The 16,904-nt window shown below is 67.7% G+C and carries 15 protein-coding genes; 2 read left to right on the top strand and 13 right to left on the bottom strand.

Annotated elements, in window-relative coordinates; genetic code table 11:
- The 10 genes from BKK81_RS05190 to BKK81_RS05145 form a co-directional block, all read right to left on the bottom strand.
- Entirely contained in the window at positions 1-849 is an 849-nt protein-coding gene (locus tag BKK81_RS05190) for a type II secretion system F family protein (RefSeq protein ID WP_071011144.1), read from the bottom strand.
- Positions 850-858: 9 nt separating this feature from the next.
- Positions 859-2,727 carry an ATPase, T2SS/T4P/T4SS family gene (locus BKK81_RS05185; RefSeq protein ID WP_071011142.1) on the bottom strand — a complete coding sequence of 623 codons (1,869 nt, stop codon included), beginning with the start codon at positions 2,725-2,727 and terminating at the stop codon, positions 859-861.
- A gap of 20 nt (positions 2,728-2,747) precedes the next feature.
- Complete coding sequence (locus BKK81_RS05180) at positions 2,748-4,520, bottom strand: type II and III secretion system protein family protein (RefSeq protein WP_071011141.1); 1,773 nt, start codon at positions 4,518-4,520, stop codon at positions 2,748-2,750.
- Between the two features lie 12 nt (positions 4,521-4,532).
- Complete coding sequence (gene cpaB, locus BKK81_RS05175; RefSeq protein ID WP_071011139.1) at positions 4,533-5,567, bottom strand: Flp pilus assembly protein CpaB; 1,035 nt, start codon at positions 5,565-5,567, stop codon at positions 4,533-4,535.
- Positions 5,568-5,585: 18 nt separating this feature from the next.
- Entirely contained in the window at positions 5,586-5,816 is a 231-nt protein-coding gene (locus BKK81_RS05170; protein ID WP_071011137.1) for a hypothetical protein, read from the bottom strand.
- Complete coding sequence (locus BKK81_RS05165) at positions 5,817-6,584, bottom strand: hypothetical protein (protein WP_083383941.1); 768 nt, start codon at positions 6,582-6,584, stop codon at positions 5,817-5,819.
- A complete protein-coding gene (locus BKK81_RS05160) occupies positions 6,581-7,471 on the bottom strand; it encodes a hypothetical protein (RefSeq protein WP_071011136.1) in 891 nt (296 codons plus the stop codon). The genes BKK81_RS05165 and BKK81_RS05160 overlap by 4 nt, the downstream gene beginning before the upstream one ends.
- Entirely contained in the window at positions 7,468-9,087 is a 1,620-nt protein-coding gene (locus tag BKK81_RS05155; protein ID WP_071011135.1) for a hypothetical protein, read from the bottom strand. Before BKK81_RS05155 ends, BKK81_RS05160 begins: the two co-directional genes overlap by 4 nt.
- Before the next feature lie 18 nt (positions 9,088-9,105).
- Positions 9,106-9,402, bottom strand: coding sequence for a Flp family type IVb pilin (locus BKK81_RS05150; protein ID WP_156811115.1), 297 nt, complete (start codon positions 9,400-9,402; stop codon positions 9,106-9,108).
- A gap of 482 nt (positions 9,403-9,884) precedes the next feature.
- A complete protein-coding gene (locus tag BKK81_RS05145; RefSeq protein WP_083383939.1) occupies positions 9,885-12,215 on the bottom strand; it encodes an IPT/TIG domain-containing protein in 2,331 nt (776 codons plus the stop codon).
- Positions 12,216-12,545: 330 nt separating this feature from the next.
- On the opposite strand from BKK81_RS05145, the gene BKK81_RS35120 reads away from it, so the two are divergent.
- Positions 12,546-13,454 (top strand): hypothetical protein, encoded by a 909-nt coding sequence (locus BKK81_RS35120; RefSeq protein ID WP_156811113.1) that lies wholly within the window; start codon positions 12,546-12,548, stop codon positions 13,452-13,454.
- Between the two features lie 156 nt (positions 13,455-13,610).
- Here BKK81_RS35120 and BKK81_RS05140 read toward each other — a convergent pair whose 3' ends face one another.
- The 3 genes from BKK81_RS05140 to BKK81_RS05130 form a co-directional block, all read right to left on the bottom strand.
- Complete coding sequence (locus BKK81_RS05140) at positions 13,611-14,759, bottom strand: GGDEF domain-containing protein (RefSeq protein ID WP_071011130.1); 1,149 nt, start codon at positions 14,757-14,759, stop codon at positions 13,611-13,613.
- A 298-nt stretch (positions 14,760-15,057) separates the two neighbouring features.
- A complete protein-coding gene (locus BKK81_RS05135) occupies positions 15,058-15,324 on the bottom strand; it encodes a hypothetical protein (protein WP_231908026.1) in 267 nt (88 codons plus the stop codon).
- Between the two features lie 249 nt (positions 15,325-15,573).
- Positions 15,574-16,170 carry a ParB-like protein gene (locus BKK81_RS05130; protein WP_071011127.1) on the bottom strand — a complete coding sequence of 199 codons (597 nt, stop codon included), beginning with the start codon at positions 16,168-16,170 and terminating at the stop codon, positions 15,574-15,576.
- Positions 16,171-16,406: 236 nt separating this feature from the next.
- Here BKK81_RS05130 and BKK81_RS05125 point away from each other — a divergent pair, with 236 nt between their 5' ends.
- A complete protein-coding gene (locus BKK81_RS05125; protein ID WP_071011125.1) occupies positions 16,407-16,859 on the top strand; it encodes a PA2169 family four-helix-bundle protein in 453 nt (150 codons plus the stop codon).
- The last annotated feature ends 45 nt before the right edge of the window (positions 16,860-16,904 follow it).

Here is a 16,904-nt window from a genome sequence, read left to right as displayed (position 1 = left end):
TTACACATCGATATGGGTGATCTTGGTGATCGACTTGTAGCCGAGGAACTCCATCACCGCGATGACCGAGAGCGTGGCCCACCCCACTGGCTCCGAGAACAGCGGCACCATCGCCTCGGGCTCCATGTGGCGCAGCACCAGCATCATCAGCAAGGGCAGGCAGGTCATCACGATGCCCTGCATGCGGCCCTGTGCGGTGAGGGCGCGGATCTTGCCCTCCATCATCGACTTCTCGCGCAAGGTGCGCGCCACCGACTCCAGCGATTCGGCGAGGTTGCCGCCGACCTCGCGCGAGATGGCGATCGCCGCCGTGACCATCATGAAGTCCGCCAGCGGCACGCGCTTCTCCATGTTGCGCATGGCGATGCCGAGATCGACGCCCAGGCGCAGCTCACGCAGCAGCAGGTCGAACTCCTGGGAAACGGGCGGCTGCGCTTCCGCCACCACGCTCTCCAGCGCGATCGGGAAACTTGCGCCGGCACGCATGGCGCCGGCCATCATCAGCAGGGCATCTGGCATCTGCTGCTCCAGCATCTGCAGCCGGCGCTTGCGCATCCAGGCCATGTACTTGCGCGGCACCATGAACGCCATCGGCGCGGCCACCGCGGTAGCGAGCAGGTTGCCGGTGGCGACGAAGACGCCGAGCGGCAGCAGGACCACCGCCCCGGTAGTCCAGGCCAGCACCTTCTGGCGGCTGACGAAGACGAAGGTGTCGGCCAGCGAGGCGGCCAGTTCGCCGGCGACGTGCTCGGTACGGGAAGTGAATAACTTCTTGCCCTGGCTGATCAGGATCCAGCCGATCAGCAGGATGCCGCAGAAGATGACGGGCAGGACGACGGTCAGACTCATGGCAGCGCCTCACTCCCCCGTGTGGGTAAAGATATCCGTATTGACCGGGATGCCGCGACGCAGGAGATCCTGGTAAAAGTCCGGCACGTAGGACGTCGGCGTGAAGCGGCCCTGGATCTTGCCGTCGCGGTTGAAGCCCTCTTCCTTGAACACGAAGACATCCTGCAGCAGGATCACGCCGGACTCCATGCCGCTGACCTCGGTGATGTGCGTCACGCGGCGCGAACCGCACGAGAAGCGGGTCTGCTGCACGATGATGTCGATGGCGGAGCTGACCTGCTCGCGGATGGCGGTCACCGGCAGGTCGAGCCCGGCCATCAGGGTCATGACTTCGAGACGGGCCAGGCAGTCGCGCGGCGAGTTCGCGTGCGCGGTGGTCAGCGATCCGTCGTGGCCCGTGTTCATCGCCTGCAGCATGTCCAGCGCCTCGCCGCCGCGGCATTCGCCGACCACGATGCGGTCCGGGCGCATGCGCAGGCAGTTCTTGACCAGTTCGCGGATGTGCACTGCCCCCTTGCCTTCCATATTGGGCGGGCGGGCCTCCAGCGAAACCAGGTTCGGCTGGGTGAGCTGCAGTTCGGCGGCATCCTCCACCGTGACGATGCGTTCGTCATCGGGAATGAAATTGGACAGCACGTTCAGCAAGGTGGTCTTGCCCGAGCCGGTACCGCCTGAGATGATGATATTGGCACGTCGCTCGACCGCCACCTCGAGGAACTCGAGCATATCGGGTGACATCGAGCCAAAGCGGATCAGGTCCTCGCCGACCAGCTTGCGCTTGGAGAACTTCCGGATGGTGATGTTCGGCCCCTTGAGCGCCAGCGGCGGGATCACGGCGTTGACGCGTGAGCCGTCGGCCAGGCGCGCGTCGACCATCGGCGAGCTCTCGTCGATGCGCCGCCCCAGCGGCGCGACGATGCGCTCGATGGCGCCCACCACAGCGCGGTCGTCGGTGAATATCACCGGGGTTCGCTGCAGCTTGCCGGAGCGCTCGATGAAGATCTCGTCATGGCAGTTGACCATGATTTCCGACACGGAGTCGTCGGCCAACAGCTCTTCCAAAGGGCCGAGTCCGATGATCTCGTCGAACACTGACTTCTTCAGCACCTCCAGAGGGATCTCCGGCACCTTGAAGCGCGGGTCGCCACCCAGTGCCTCGTCGAGCGTGGCGCCGACCGTTTCGCGCAGTTCCCGCTCATCCATGCGTGCGACGTTGAGCCGGCGCAGGTCGAGCGCGCCGATCACCTTCTGGTGGGCGCGCTTGCGCAGTTCAATGCCGAGCGGGCTGTTGATCGGCGCTACCTGCTGTGGTTCGGCGGACGGACTGGCGGTCGTGCGTCGGCGCGGCTGCACCTCGGTGGCGACCGCCGGCGACGGCTTGGCAACGCTTGCCGTGGCGCCGCTCGGCGCCACCGCCGGCGCTGGCGCCGGCAGGTCATCGGCCGGGCGTGGCATGGCAAGGGGGGCGCGCGGCAACTGCGGCGCGTCCCCTTGACCGGGGACGGCGCCGTTCAGCCGCGCGGCATAGGCCACCGCGTCGACGGTCCCGCTGGCTGGAGCCTGCGCGGCGGCCGCGGCGTGCGAGCGCGATGAGAAGCGCAGGACACGGATAGTGGCGGTACCGATCTCGATGGTGTCCGAGGCATTGAGCGGACCGTAGCGGGTCACCGGCTCGCCGTTGACCAGCGTGGCCACCATGCCGCCCTGGTCCTCGATGTAGTACGCGCCGTTCTCCAATGCGATGCGGGCGTGCACACGGCCGACCAGCAGCCCCTTGACGATGACGTCGCAGGATGCGTCCTTACCGATCACGCAGGCCTGGTCGAACTCGATCTCCTGCGGCGCCTCATTGCGCCGATTCACCTGGATAGTCAACATAGTCCGTTTCCTCCTGAGCGTCAGCGCATCGGCACGGCGCCGCCGCCGAGCACGTCGACCTGCTGCGGCATGCGCTTGGCGCCCCCCGGCAGCAAAGGCCGCTGGGCGCTACGCGCCTGCGGCTGCTCCTGCCCCTGGCGCACAGCAGTCACTCGTGCCTCGTCCGCGCTTGCCGACCGCGGCATGGCGCCATCGAGCAAGCGCGGCTTGATAGCGGCAATGCCCGCCGAGGTACCCGCCGGTTCGGCCGGTACCGGTACCGGTACCGGTACCGGTGCCGGTGCCGGTGCCGGTGCCGGTGCCGGTGCCGGTGCCGGTGCCGCTGGTGCCGGTGCTGGTGCCTCCACGGGGGCCTGAAGCGGCGCTGGCGCGAGCTTCCCGGCCTCTTCCATGGGCGCCGCCTCCACGGGCACCGCCTTGGCACGCTGGCCGTCCGGCTTGATGACCGACAAGGGGCTCGGATCGCCATAGCGGGACCGGTAGTTCTCGTCGATCTGGCTGGCGCGCGACATCAGCCCGGCGTTCGGCTCCTGCCCCGGCTGCGATGGATCGGAGATCAACGGCGTGACGAAGATCACGAGATCGCTCTTCTTGGCGCGGAAGTCGTCGGAGCGGAACAGCCGGCCGAGGATGGGAATCTGGCCCAGGAAGGGCAGCTTGGACGCCATGTCGGAGGCATCCGCGCTGACCAGGCCGGAGATCGCCAGCGTCTCGCCCGCGCGGATGGACACGTCCGATTCGGTACGGCGCGTCATGAAGCCGGGCAAGCCGCCATAGCTGACCGAGGGGTCGATCTGGCTGATCTCGGTCAGCAGCTTGGCGGAAATCACGTTGTCCGAATCGACCACCGGGCTGATGTCCAGCTTGATGCCGTAGGGCTTGTACTGGACATCGATGGTGCCGAGCGCGCCGGCGCGCGGGATCGGCACTTCGCCGCCGGCCAGGAAGGTGGCAACGCCACCGCTCTTGGCGTTGAGCTCAGGGGCGGCCAGGATATAGGCGTCGCCGTCGAGCACGGCAAGGTTGATGCGGGAAGCGAGCTGCGTCGAGATGCCGGCGAGGAAGTAGCCGGTCCCCGACAAGGCGGCGCTAGCCATGCCGGTGGCGATATGGCCCTGCCCGCCGATGTTCGGCCCGGCAATCTGCGTATCCCAGGCGATGCCGAGCTTCTTCTGTGCGGTGCGGGAAATCTCCACGATCTGCACCTTGAAGTGCACCGTCTTCTTCAGCGCATCGCCTTCCTCGATCGTCGTGGTGTCGATCACGTGCTCGAGGCCGTCGATCGCCGCCTTGATCAGCGGCAGCTTGTCGCGATGCACCGGTCCGGACAGCACGATATTGGGGCCGGTAGCGCTCACCCGCAGGCCGGGGATGTTGCCGAGCACCTGGCGCAACTGGGCCGCGTTTTCCTCGACGTTGGCCTTGGCCACACGCACCTTGGTCTCCAGGGCGACCCCCTTCTCCGTCCACACGATCAGCGAGGTCACGCCCGCCCCATCGCCCAGCAGCAGCAGGCGGCCATCGACCACGCTGGCCGACAGGATGCGGCCGTTGCCGACCGCGATGCGCTTGATGGTGCCGGGTATGGACAGCGTCCGGGCTTCGCCGCGGAACATCTCGAGCACACCCTCGGAGGTCTGCGTGAAAGCGGCGGGAACCGCCTGGACCCAGCCGGCATTGCCGGCCGCATGGGCCACGGGCAGCGACTGGACGATCAGTACCGCGGCGATGCACGCCGGCAGCAGGGTACCGCGGCGCGGCTGGCGCACCGGTTTCTTTTCTACGAATGACATGAGCGCGACTCGTTATCGGTTCTGACCCGGCGCCGCGCGCTCTTGCAATTGCTGCACGATGGCGTTCGCCTGGTCGACAAGGCTGTGGGTGGGCGCCTGGGGCGCGGCGGCGGGCGCGGCCGTGGATGGCGCGGAGGGAGCGGAGGGGCCGGTGCGGCGCGCCGGCTCGGCTTCGTCCGGCACGCGCATCATCTGGCGTCCCATGCCGCCGGCGATGATCTCCACCGCGCGCTCGGCTTCCCCACCCGCCGAGAACAGGTTGCTCTCGTTGAGGCCGGTGGGAACGGTGAAGCCCTCTTCATCCGCATTGCGCAACAGCAGGCGCAGTCCGCCGATACGCTGCGCCAGCGCCACGCGGGGTGCGTCCTCGACGGCGATCTGCACGGTAACCGTGTCGTAGTCCGTCCTGCGCCGGCCGTCCTGCTCGTCGAGCGCCTCGCCGGCATCGCGCGGGCGCACATCCTGGCCGACCGCCAGTACCAGCACGTTCGACAGCATCAGGCGGATCATGCGCGGCTCTTCCCGGCTCGCACCCTCGCTGTTCACGACACGTGGCGTGCCGGTCCAGTAGAGGTCGACCCGGTCGCCGGGCTTGACCATCTTGGCCGTGGAATTGATAGTGTCGATCTCCAGCGTCACCGCGCGCTGCCCGGGGGCCAGGCGATCGGAGAAGTCGCGCCCGCGCAGCGCCTCCACATCGGCGCGGCGCAGAGGCCTGCCGCGGAGCACGGGCTTGATCGTCTGCGAGGCCTCGAGCGCGGCGAAATCCTCCGCGCGCACCATGTCGTCATAGACCAGGTCAGGGGGAATCTCGCGCATGGCGAACACGCCCGACGCCAGCGAGGTGCCGGCCTCGATATCGCGCACCGGCACCACGACCTGAACGCCGGCCTGGCGCTGCTGCGCCATCGACTCCTTCAGTCGCTCCTCGCGGGCGGCGAGGTACTGGTAGGACAGGTAGGTCAGACCTGAGGCGATCAGTGCGGCAAACAGCAGCAACGCCCAGGGATTGCCAAGGATGGACCCGATCTTGATTTTTTTAAGCATAAGACTGGGCTGCCCCGCTCAGGGCAGCGACAAGGAAAAGCTGTAGGCTTGGAAAAAGGACTTCAGGGCGGTGATCAGTGCCTCTTCGGTCCAGGCGAAACGAAAGAACAGCAGGAAGCCGAACACGGTGCAGGACAACAGCACGATGTACTCGGCATAGGCCTGTCCGGCCTGGGCCCGCGGTCCTGCGCACCTTGCATGGCCGGTGCGCCGGCGCGGCGCGCCGGATCGGGTTGCAACGAACGTCATTCAAAAACTCCGGATCACATTGACGACGGCCCGGCTCGAGGCGCCGCCGTCGGAGAACACCGCGTCGAGCCGGTCCTTGCCGCGCTGCATGGCCAGCGCATGGCCGTTCACGGCATTGCTGCCATCCAGCGCATAGGCCGGTGCCTGCGCAACCAGGCGCCAGCCCTCGCCGGCCAGCCGGCGCTGGTAGGCCTCCATGCCCTCCTTGCCGCGGCCGGGCACGTCCAGCACCCAGGTACGGCCCGTCTGCCGGATATCGCGGCTTTCGATATCGGACAGGGTGCGGCCACCGGCCGGCAGGGCGACCTGCTCCGCGCGGATCTGATGCTGGCGCGCGCGAGGGGTCAGGCGCGTCACACTCAAGATGCCCCGCACCGCCTCGGCCGTGGACTGCCGCGGAAGCTGCAGCAGGTAGAAACAGTCTCCGTCGAGCGCGCTCAACGCCAGCGATGCACCGAGGCTGCGCCCCTTGGCCGGCACGTCTTCCCGCGACCAGAAGTCACGGAAGGCGGCCGATACGTCCTGCGAGGAGCCCGGCAGCGTCACGGCGGTCACCGTGCTCTCCAGTCCATTGATCAGCATGTCGCGCCCGACCATTTCGATGCGCTCCGGCGCGACCGGCTGCTTGTCGCAGCGCTCTTGAGCCGGCGCCGCGAACGGCAGCATCAACAGGCAGGCGGACAACAGTGCCTGCCGGCATGCGCCCCGCAGCCCTTCGACCGATTTCATGTCGCGCATCTGCATGGCGTTCATCTGCATGGCGTTCATTGGCTCACCCGCTCGTAAGGCACCACGTCCGGGGCCAAGCGCCCGAACTGCAGATCGGCGATTTCAGGGGCATAGATGGCCAGTTGCCGGTACTGGCCCGGCTCCACCAGGTTGGCCCGGCTGGCCGGGACGGCCTGGGCGAACAGTGCCTGGTGGGAGTCCGTGCCCTCCGGCATCCACGTATTGCTCAGCATGACCGTGGTATCGGTGAAGGTCAGCCCCTTGAAGGTCGGCCACAAGCGCACCAGCGCGGGATTGCGTGCGCCGGCATCCACCGATACCGCGGCGCGCTGCAGATTGCGGGTACTCAGGTTCATGCGCGCAACGACGGCGCGGCCGCGGGAGTCGTTGACCGAGCCGAAGGGCCCGGCGGTCTGCGCCCGCAGCGCTTCCGCGCCGGGATCGCGCACGTCGGACACCACGCGGACTTCGTCCGAGCGGCCGACCAGCGCCTTGCCGCTGTGGTCGAGCCACATGGCCTGCAGGTTCTTCGGCAGGGAGTAGCTCACCTCGCGGTCGGTCTGGCGCAGGGGCTCGCCGTTGGCCGTGACGACGCGGCGCAGGAACTCCGCCTTGAGCTCGATATCGTCCTTTCTCGCCGCCAGCGCGTTGGGGCCGTACTGGCTGTACCAGCCCTGGTCGGTCGCGGGATCCTCCCAGGCCGGCGGCCCGCTCTCCGGCTTGTTGAAATTACCGTCGATCCAGAGGGTCCGTTCCCAGGCCGCGTAGCGGGAACCCATCAGCACCTTGTTGCGGACGTCGTTGAGCTTGGCCAGCGAGACGATGGCGAGCAGCAGCACGCTCAGCACGAACACGGCAAGCACGACGAACTCGGCCATCGCCTGGCCGTGCTGGCCGGCGCGCAATGGTTTCTGCATCCTGATCATCGGCGCTTCCCGTCGTCCTGTGCCCCGCCGGCCTGCGCGGCGATCGCCGCCTGGCGCTCCGCGTCGCTGGTCGGTGCCAGCGTCGCCTGCCAATAGGGGCTGAAAAGGTTCGGATACTCGATCTTGGCATCGTCGCGCCGCCATCCCGCCGGCGTGACCAGCATGCCGGCCGCCTTGCCCACCAGGCCCGGCTCGTCGGGCCGGAGGAAATAGGCATTGGCGCTCGCCAGCGCGCGCATCACGCCGCCGGCGCTGCGGTCTTCGACGCGCATGCGTCCGCCACCGTTCAGGCCAGGCGTCTTGACCAGCGACGCGGCGCTGCGTTCGACCTCGATGGTGATACGCGGCGCACGGTTGGGCGGCAGGTCCCGCCCAGGACGCGAGCCGGCGCTGCCGCGCACCTCCATATAGGGCTGCAGCCCGCCATGCACCGCGTCGAGCGACTTGCCGGGCCCGGCCTGGAACTGGTCGGCGATGCCGCCCAGCACGTTGCGGCCGGGCACGCCGCTGCGATGGTCGCTGAAGTTGTAGTAGCCACCGTAGCCCTTCCAGTTGGCCGGCAAGGGGACTGGCATGACCATGTACGAATCCACGCCGCTGACGCGCAGCAGTTCGCCGTTGGCAGCGCCGCCGCGCCCGGTGGTCATGTCGAACGACACATTGCGCGGGTAGCCGAAGTAGACACATTCGATGCGGCTGCTCGCCGTGGTGGCGTCGATCGCGGCCCAACCCTTCAGGTTCATGCGCAACTGGGTGCCACCCTTGTGCGAAGTATGGGTGACGATGCGCGAAGCGGTCGAACTCCAGCCACAGGCCCGGTTGGCGCTGTCATCGATCTGCTGGTAGCCGGGCGGCATGCTGCGCGGCGCGGTGCGGTCCTTGATGAAGCCGTCCAGCGTCTTGCCGTCGGTGGTGACCTCGGCAAAACGGTCGCGCACGTCGATGCCGCCCTGCTGCGGATCGAGCGTGATGGTGTACTGCTGCCACTCGGCCAGCTGCGCGGCATTGCGGGCGCTCGAGAAGTAGCCGCCGGTGACATGGGTATCGCCCTGGTTCTCGCGGGCGACGAGGTCGGCCGTTTCCGGCACGGCCAGGAAGGTGGCCGCGTGGTAGTTGGCCTGGGCCAGGCTGAGCGCGTGGATGATCTTGTCCACGCCGGTGACCAGGGTAGGCATCAAGGCGTCAAAGGCTTCACGCACTGGCCGGATCTGCTGCTTGCCCGCGCGCTTCGGTGAATTCCATTGTTCGGGATGGTCGGCGTACTGGTTGATCAGGGCGTCGAGGTCGGACCAGTCCCGGGTATAGGTGTTGTCCAGGTCGTCGATCCAAGACCTCAGGCTGACGGCCTGCGCCACGGTCACCTGGTTGGCCACCATGGCACGGTTGGTGTACGCGGCGAAGTTGTAGTCGCGCGCCTGCAGCACCGCTGCGCTGTAGGCGGCGGCGTCCGCGGTGTTCTGCAGCTTGATCTTGGCGGTCGTGCCCTGGAAGGCATGGAAGACCACGTAGACGGCCACGCAACCGGTCAGCAGGAAGGCCAGGGCGAAGGCCAGCGTCTGCCCGCCCTGGGAGCGGGCGACGCGGCCTGCCCTGCCCGGGTGGGCAGGACGATGCATGTGAGCTGCTTGTCTGGCTTACTTGCCGGCACCCGCGTTGTTGCTGTCGTTGTAAGAGCCCAGGTTCTTCGTCTTGTCCGCGTTGGTCGTCGCAGTGGTCGCATTCGTCTGGGCACTCTTGATGTTGTCCTTGGCGTCCTGGCCAGACATCTCCTTGGCCAGACCAGCGGTCTGGTTACGGATCGTCTGGCCGAACAGCGAGTACACGCCGATCGCCGACACGGCGATCAGCGCGACAATGATGATGTACTCGGTCATGCCCTGGCCCTTCTGCTGCTTCAGGCTCTTCAAGGTGATATTGCGCAGTGGTTTCATGATGTTTTTGCTTGGACTATTGGAGGAATGAACAGGAAAGCGCTTGTGCGATACCGATGGAAAAGCTATCGGTTTGCAACCACGATATTAGGTAGCGGCACAAGGGATGCACATCAGACGCGTCCGGAATTTCGGAGGAATTGTGTGAGCCATTGCCGCACCGAGCGATGAACTTCGAGGGCCTTTCCCTATATCGCCTGCACAAGCGAGAAGCCGGCTGGAGGGCGATCCACCGCTGGTGTCCAGCGTCTTGGGTTCGTGGAAGAACTCAGTCTTTCGGGGATGTCGTACGAGGCGAGGGACGATATGCGGGAAGGCTGAGGCCTTGCGAGCCCTCGTGGTGACGCATTGCGCGGCCCATCGGTGAACTGAGGGCGGACTCAGTCCGCGAATCTGTGATTCAGAGCATCAGGGTGCCGGCCTGCGCCGACACCCTGATGTGGGACCCATGGCGGGCCCGTGGTGGACCCTGCCGTGAGCCCTTACGGCGTGATGCGTTCGAGCCGTCCGTTGAGGCCGTCGCTCAGACCGATGACGAGGCCGCGCACCGATTGCCCTCGCAGCGCTTCCTCCAGGCTGCCGCCGGTGCGGCTCACCGCGAGCGGCTTGAGGCCGCCCTCACCGTCCTGCCACACACTGAGCCAGGGCCAGCGCCGCGCATCCCAGGTCAGCGTCAGCTTGCCGTCGCGCAGCAGGTAGCTGCCCCAGTCGGTAGACGTGGCCCCCGGCCCCGGCCGCGCGGCCATCAGCGGGCGTGGCGCGCCTTGCGTGGCGTCGCGCGTCAGCAGCGGGCTGCCATCGCGCAGGACCCGGATCGAGCGGATGGCTTCGATGGGCGGCACGGCCAGCTCGAAGGCAAGCGCTGCCGCCCCCTCGCCGTGACTCAGGCCGACCGGGTGCACCGGATAGCGGAAGCGGCCGCCGGCCGCGTCGATTTCCACCACGAGGTCTCCCTGCTGCACGACCGCCTGCGGAGCGAGCGCCACGGTATCGGGCACGATCGGCATGCGCAGCAGCGGCGACAGCGTGGCCGCCACGCCATCCTTGCCGATACTGCCAGCGATGTAGAGCGCGTCGGCGGATTTTGCCGCTGCATCCTTGGCGTCTGCCGACCGTGTTTCGCGCGCCGCAGGCTTCTGGGACAGTGGCGCCGCCTTTTCGAGGTAGGCATAGGCGCCGCTATACGTGTAGTCCGAAACGGTCTTGGGATAGCTGTAGGACATCACGTCATACTGCTCGGCCGGGTCATAGAGGACGCGGTCGCGCAGCAGGTTGATCACCCAAGGACCGCCGAGACGATTGGCACTAATAGTGTGGTAAGGAAAGGCCGCATCTTCAAAGCTGTGCTCGCGGCCGAAGTTGTGGCCCAACTCATGCATCATCACACCGCCCGTGGCGTAGTCTTTTCTGCCGTACCAGCGGTGCGAGGCCACCGCCGTACGGCCGGGCGTCCAGCCCAGGCCGGTGCAGCCATCGCAGGGCAGCACGCCGAAATAGAAGTCGCTCCCCGTCGGCGCGCTGGCCTTGCGCAGGGCGCCGACAGCCCCGAGCCACGCCTCGCTGTCGTTCAGCCGTGTGCCAGGCTGCTTCAGCGGCGGCTCGACGATGAACTCCACTTCCGACAGCGGATAGAGCCCGCGCACATTGCGCTGGAAGGTGTCGAGATCCAGGTCGACCGTCTCGCCGGAATCGGGTTGGATCGGCACCAGGTGCAGGCGGATATAGGTACCGACACCTAGCACGCCGGCAGGCGGCTCATAGGCAAAGCGTGCGGTGACGCCCGGGAAGCGCTTCTCATTGGCCTCGACGTCGAGCTTCAGCCCTCGCTGCACCCACTCTCCCGGCAGCTCGTAGGTATAGCTGCCGGCCAGGTCGTCCTCGGCCACGGCCTGCGCACCCAGCTTCTGCGGGCCTTTCATGGCCACGGTGCGCGTGCCGAGCGCATCGTTGCGTACGGTCAGGCGCACCTCCGGCTCGATCGTCTGCGCCCCGTCGCCGGGTTCCAGGCGCACCCGCACCAGCAACGGCTTGCCCGGCACCAGCCGCAGATAGCGGCTGGGCACGGCGCCACTGACGGAGTGCAGCTGGGCCTGCGCGACCTGCACGTCCGAAATCTTCACCGCCAGGCCCGTGCCGCCTACCTCCAGCGGCGCCACCGCGAAGCGGCGGTCCTTGGCATCGATCACCACGACGGAGCCGCTCGCCGCCTGCGCCGGCACGACGAAATCCAGCCACGTGCCGTCGGCCGCGGTGGCGCTGGCCGCCACCGACTGGTCGCCGATGGCGATGCGCGTGGCCAGCTGCAGGTTGGCACCGCGCACACGCACCAGCTGGCCGACACTTGCCGAGGCGATGCTCAGCGCGACCGGCTCGGGCACGGCCTCGATGGTGAGCGGCTGCGCCCCGCTCGCTTCGGCACCATCCTCGCGCCGCAACGTCAGCGCTCGGCTGGTGTCGGCCGCCGCATGCGTGGACGGCAGCACGAAGGTTATCTGCGTGGCGGACTGGAACACGCCGTCGAGCGGCTTGTCGCCCCAGGACAGGCTGGTGCTGCGGGTAAAGCCTTCGCCGCTGATGGTGACGCTGGTGCCGGGCACGCCGGACTGCGGCGTGATGTCGTGCACGGCGAGCGTTGCGACATCCGGCCGGCCGCCGCCATCGGGCGCGGGCGTGACCGGAGCCGGGCCGGGGCCGGCCTGCGTGCTGGTGGAGCCGCCGTCGCCACCGCCACAACCATGCAGCAGGACACAGGCCGCGGCGGCCATCGCGAGGTGCGCCAGCCTGGCGCGCCTGGGGGAGGGGAGGACGTTCATGGCGCATCGGTTCACTAAGTTGACGTCCGTGCAAATTAGCGAAGATGCGCCTGCATCAGATTAAGCGTTTTCTGATTTTTAGTAGGAAGTAGCTCCATCAATCGCATGCGCAGTCGGATGAGCAATCCGATACGAAATCATGGGCTCGACATCGCGCTCTCCCCGGTCGCGGACCGGCTCTCCGCCTGTTGGATGGCAGATATTGGCCTCCGCAAAATCAGACGAATCCCATGGTGGATAGACAGAACCTGCTGCTAGCATGGCCTGCATTGAAATCGACCGATCCGTGCGAGTGATGCGCGGACCTCTGCTTCGGGAGCCGGGACTCAAGTGTCCGCCACCACCTTTCCTCAGCTGTTCTCCACCTTGCCCCTGCCGCCGCCGTACGGGCCGGCGGAAGAGGTCACGCAAGCGTTGAACGCGATCCGCGCGGATGCGGTAGCGAGACACGAGTCGGCACGCCGCCAGCAGGCGCACAGGCGAAGCCAGCGGCGCCGGCGTACCCTGGTCCGCTATGGCAAGCTCGCCGCCCTTGCCGCGATCGCCGCTGCCCTCCTCGGCGGGGCCGTGGTCTGGTACCAGGACACGGAGCACCCGGCGGCCGAGGCGGCAATCGGCACGGCGGCAACTGCGGCAACTGCGGCAACCGGGGAAATGGCAGCAACGGCGGCAACGGCCGAACCGGCCAGCATCCCTGCTGCCCCGGTCACGCTGGCTGTGCCCCAGGAGACGGCGACGGGCGACGCCGCCATGGCCGCGTCCGCGCCAGCACCAGCACCAGCACCAGCGCCCGCGCCAACGCAGGCACCTGTCACGGCCGGCGCTGCGGCAGCGGAAGTTCATGCGGACAAAGCCGCCACGCCCTCGCCCGGGCAAGCCGAGCCGCCTCCGGCGGCGGCCTCCGACAAATCGCCCTCCGCCAAGGCGGCGGTAGCGCCCGCGCCGCAAGGCACCACGCAAGCCATGCCGGCGCAGGCAGCCCCGCCCGCGCCGAAGGAAGCGGACGCGAGTGCGAAGGCATTGCCGGCAAGCAAGCGACCACGCGCCGCGCCCCAAGGCAGCCGGCCGGCCACGGTTGGTCATCCTCGCCGCGCCGCCGCACCGGCACTCGACGAGGAGGCCAGGCACGACAAGGCCCTGCGCGACAGCCTGGTCTCGGCCGCGCGCCTCTACCCCGACCTCCATAGGAACTGGCAGCGCTCCGGCGCCGTCGCCTACGCCCCGCTCGGCGAGCCTTGACCTGATGCGCCCACTGTGCGCCCGACTGGCGCGGTCCACGACCTAGCACAGCGCAGCAGTTGGCTGGATCGCTTCCTTCGGCCGGACAGGGGAAGTCCGTCTCTCCTGCCCGCGGATGGCGGCTGGCCGACCGGCTTCGCGTGTCCAGGCGCGGCGCTACGCCGTGCCAGCCATGTGGAAACGCCCCTTGCCGCGCGCCTTGGCGGTGTATAGCGCGCGATCTGCGGTCTTCAGCACGGCATCCGCGCTCTGGCCATCGGCCGGCACCGGCGCGATGCCGATGCTGACGCCGATGACCGCCTGCACGCCACCGTGCAGCTGGTAGGGCGCGCCGATCTCCACCAGCAACCTTCCTGCCAGCGCCCGCACCCCATCGTCACCATGGCCGGCGAGCAGGATCACGAACTCGTCGCCGCCGATGCGCGAGACCTGCGCGCCGGCAGGCACGGCAGCGCGCATGCGCACTGCCACCTGCTCCAGCAGGTCATCGCCGCAGCCATGCCCGTGGGCATCATTGACCGCCTTGAAGCCGTCGAGGTCCAGATACAGCAACACCGGCCGCACCGCCACCGCGCGGCCGCGCCGCATGGCGGCGCCGATCTCCGCCAGCAGGCTGGCACGATTGAGCAGACCGGTCAGCGAGTCGTGGCGGGCGCGATAGGCATTTTCACGCTCTGACTGCATGGTGGCGACCACCATCGCGTTCAAGCGAAAGGACGCGCTGGTCATGCTGGCCACGTAGACGGGCAACTGCACCAGCGTCAGCAGGAACAGCGGCTCGCGCGCGACCACCGCGCCCAGGCAGCAAGGCCCGAGCGCCAGCAGGATCATCAGCCCGGCCATGCGCGGCGCGCCGAAATTACGGAAACAGATACCGCCGACCATGGCGGCGGAGGACAAACAGGCCAGCGCGGCCGCCAGCCAGTCGCCGCTGGTGATACTGAGGAAGGTCCCCAGCCCGACGCTGAACGCCCACGCCAGGCTGAGCAGGATATGGATATCGGTATGCGTCGAGCGGCCGGCGCGTGCGCGGCGCGAGGCTGACAGCAGCACGCCGATACGCGCGACGCAGATCAGGCATTCGAGTGCCAGCCAGGCGAAGAACTGCGGACGCTGGAGATGCCAGGCGATCAGGGCCGCCACCAGCAGCGTGTTGACGACCCCGCCGACGAAGATGGAGAGTGTGCCGAACAGGCTGCCGATCAGGGCATGCCGGATCTCGTCCGGGACATCGGCGTCGATCTTCACCAGCCAGCGGGTGAAGCGCCAGCGCGGCAGCGTGAACGTCTGGTTAAGTTCCGGCATGGGAGGTCAGGGACGGCATGGCCGGGCGATGCCTTCCGCCTTGCGGGCGGCCTGTGTGGCCCGGGCGGCCTCGTCCCTGCCATGGATTGGGTGGCGCCAAGCATACCATCCGGCACTGCCGCCCCCTCTATCGCCTCACACGCCGCCTCACACGCCGCCTCACACGCCGCCTCCCATGCCATCAAGCAGCCCTGAGCCGGATACAAAAAGAGGGGCCGCAGCCCCTCTTCCCTTCTCCCATCCGCGTGGTCCGGTCCGCGCGCCCGGCGTCCGGCACCGGCCGGCGGACCGCGGCGCGTCACTTGCCGATCTGGCGGCTCACGGCATTTTCCTGCTGGTTGAGCGCGCGCTGGTCGGCGCGCGTGATGTGGCCGCCGTCGTGGCTGGCCATCACACGCTCTTCCTGGCGGATCTGATGATCTTCCCGATGCAGCCTGGCGGCCTGCGCGTGCGAGATCTCGCCCTCCCGCACTTCCTTGTGGATGCGCTGGTTCTGGTTGGCCAGCCGCTGGTTCACCTCTTCGCGGCGCGGATGGTTCTTGTCCCATTGGCTCTCGCTTGCCATGGCGCCGCCTGCCAGGCCGGCGGCGAGCAGGGCGAGAGTCAGGCCACCAATCAGTTTGCGCGTTTGCATGAAGCACTCCCGGTTTGTCGATGCCGGGCGCGGATCGCCCGGCATGCCCCAACTAACGTGGGCCGGAAATGCCCCGCTGACAGCCACGCGGGTTCGCTTTGTAACTGTCTATGTACTCTGTAACAAGCCCGCCGCCGCGAGGCCAGCCGCGGCGACCTGCGGCAGGTCCGGGCAGATTGCCTAGCGTGTCTTGCACCCCGGCAGTCCGGAGGCCAGGCTGCCCTTGGCCAGGGCGATCCCTGCCTGCACCGCCCGCTGGAAATCCGTGCTGACGTCCTCCACCGGGATGGCGCGCCGGAAAAAGTCCGCCCAGACGAACTCCGCGAATGCCGTCGGCGTCTTCTCGTAGCCGCCGGCGTCGCGCACATAACCCGCCAGGGAGCGGTAGGGATCGTCGACCAGCTTGCTGAGGTGAGACGGGATCTGCGCGTAGTAGTGGCGCACACCGTTCTGGTCGAGCGGATGGACCCAGAGGTTCTTGTTCATCTCGGCCCAGAATGCATCGATCGCATGGTCGGACAGGTCCGCCTCCACCGTGAAAAAGCCGCTGGTGACGCCCGCTTCGAGCGCGGCGCGTCCCAGATGGTGGTGATCGGTGATGAACAGCTTGCCGGCAGGGCCTACCACGGCCGGGATCGGATGGGCCTGCATGAAGGCCTTCTGCTCCGCCGCGCTCAAGGCAGCGAGATGCTTCTTCTTGTCATGCACCTCGATCATGCCGACGGTGATCTGTGTCGGATGCAGATCATGGATCAAGGCTTCGCGGAGCTTTGCCATCTTGCTTCTCCTTGCTTGCTGGCGCATTTCGGTAGCACCGGCCCGAACGCCCGCTGCGGGCGGCAGCCGAGGCCCCTGGCGCACCGCCCCTCTCGATATGCCCCCGCCGCGAACGCCGGCCCGCTGCCTATACTGGTGCTGACGATGGCGCGCGAGCCAGCGCCGCCGCGCCGGCATCGCCCCGGCGCCGGGTGCGCAGCGCATCGCGTCAGCCGGTGACAGCAAAGGAGACTGCCATGGATCAAGCGCAAGGCCAACTGGTTTCCACTCTGAACCACCTGATCGAGGTCGGCAAGGATGGTGAGCTCAATTGCAGCGCGGGCGCGCGCGAAGTGAAGGATGCGGAGATCCGCGCCGTCCTGAGCGGGACCGCCGAGTCCTGCCGCACCTCGGTCAGCGAACTGCAGGCGCTGGTGACTTCACTCGGCGCCGCGCCGCGTGATCGCGGCACCATGGGCGGCACGATGCTGCGCAGCTGGATGGAAATCCTTCATGTGATCGCGCCGAACAACGACGACGTGGTGCTGCAGCAATGCGAACGCGGCGAGGCCGCCGCCCGCCGCGAATACCGCTCCGCGCTGAAGCTCGATATGCCGGAGGCGATCCGCAACGTGGTGCAGCGCCAGTACGAAGGCATGCAGCGACACCATGAGCGCATCCACGCGATGCGGGGCATGCAGGTGCATTAACCCACTGCGTCATTCGAAAGGCCCCGCCGCTCGGGTGCGCTTTCT

It is taken from the genome of Cupriavidus sp. USMAHM13, from assembly GCF_001854285.1.
In the GTDB taxonomy this organism is placed as follows: domain Bacteria; phylum Pseudomonadota; class Gammaproteobacteria; order Burkholderiales; family Burkholderiaceae; genus Cupriavidus; species Cupriavidus malaysiensis.
This window is presented reverse-complemented; position numbering and strand designations above follow the sequence as displayed.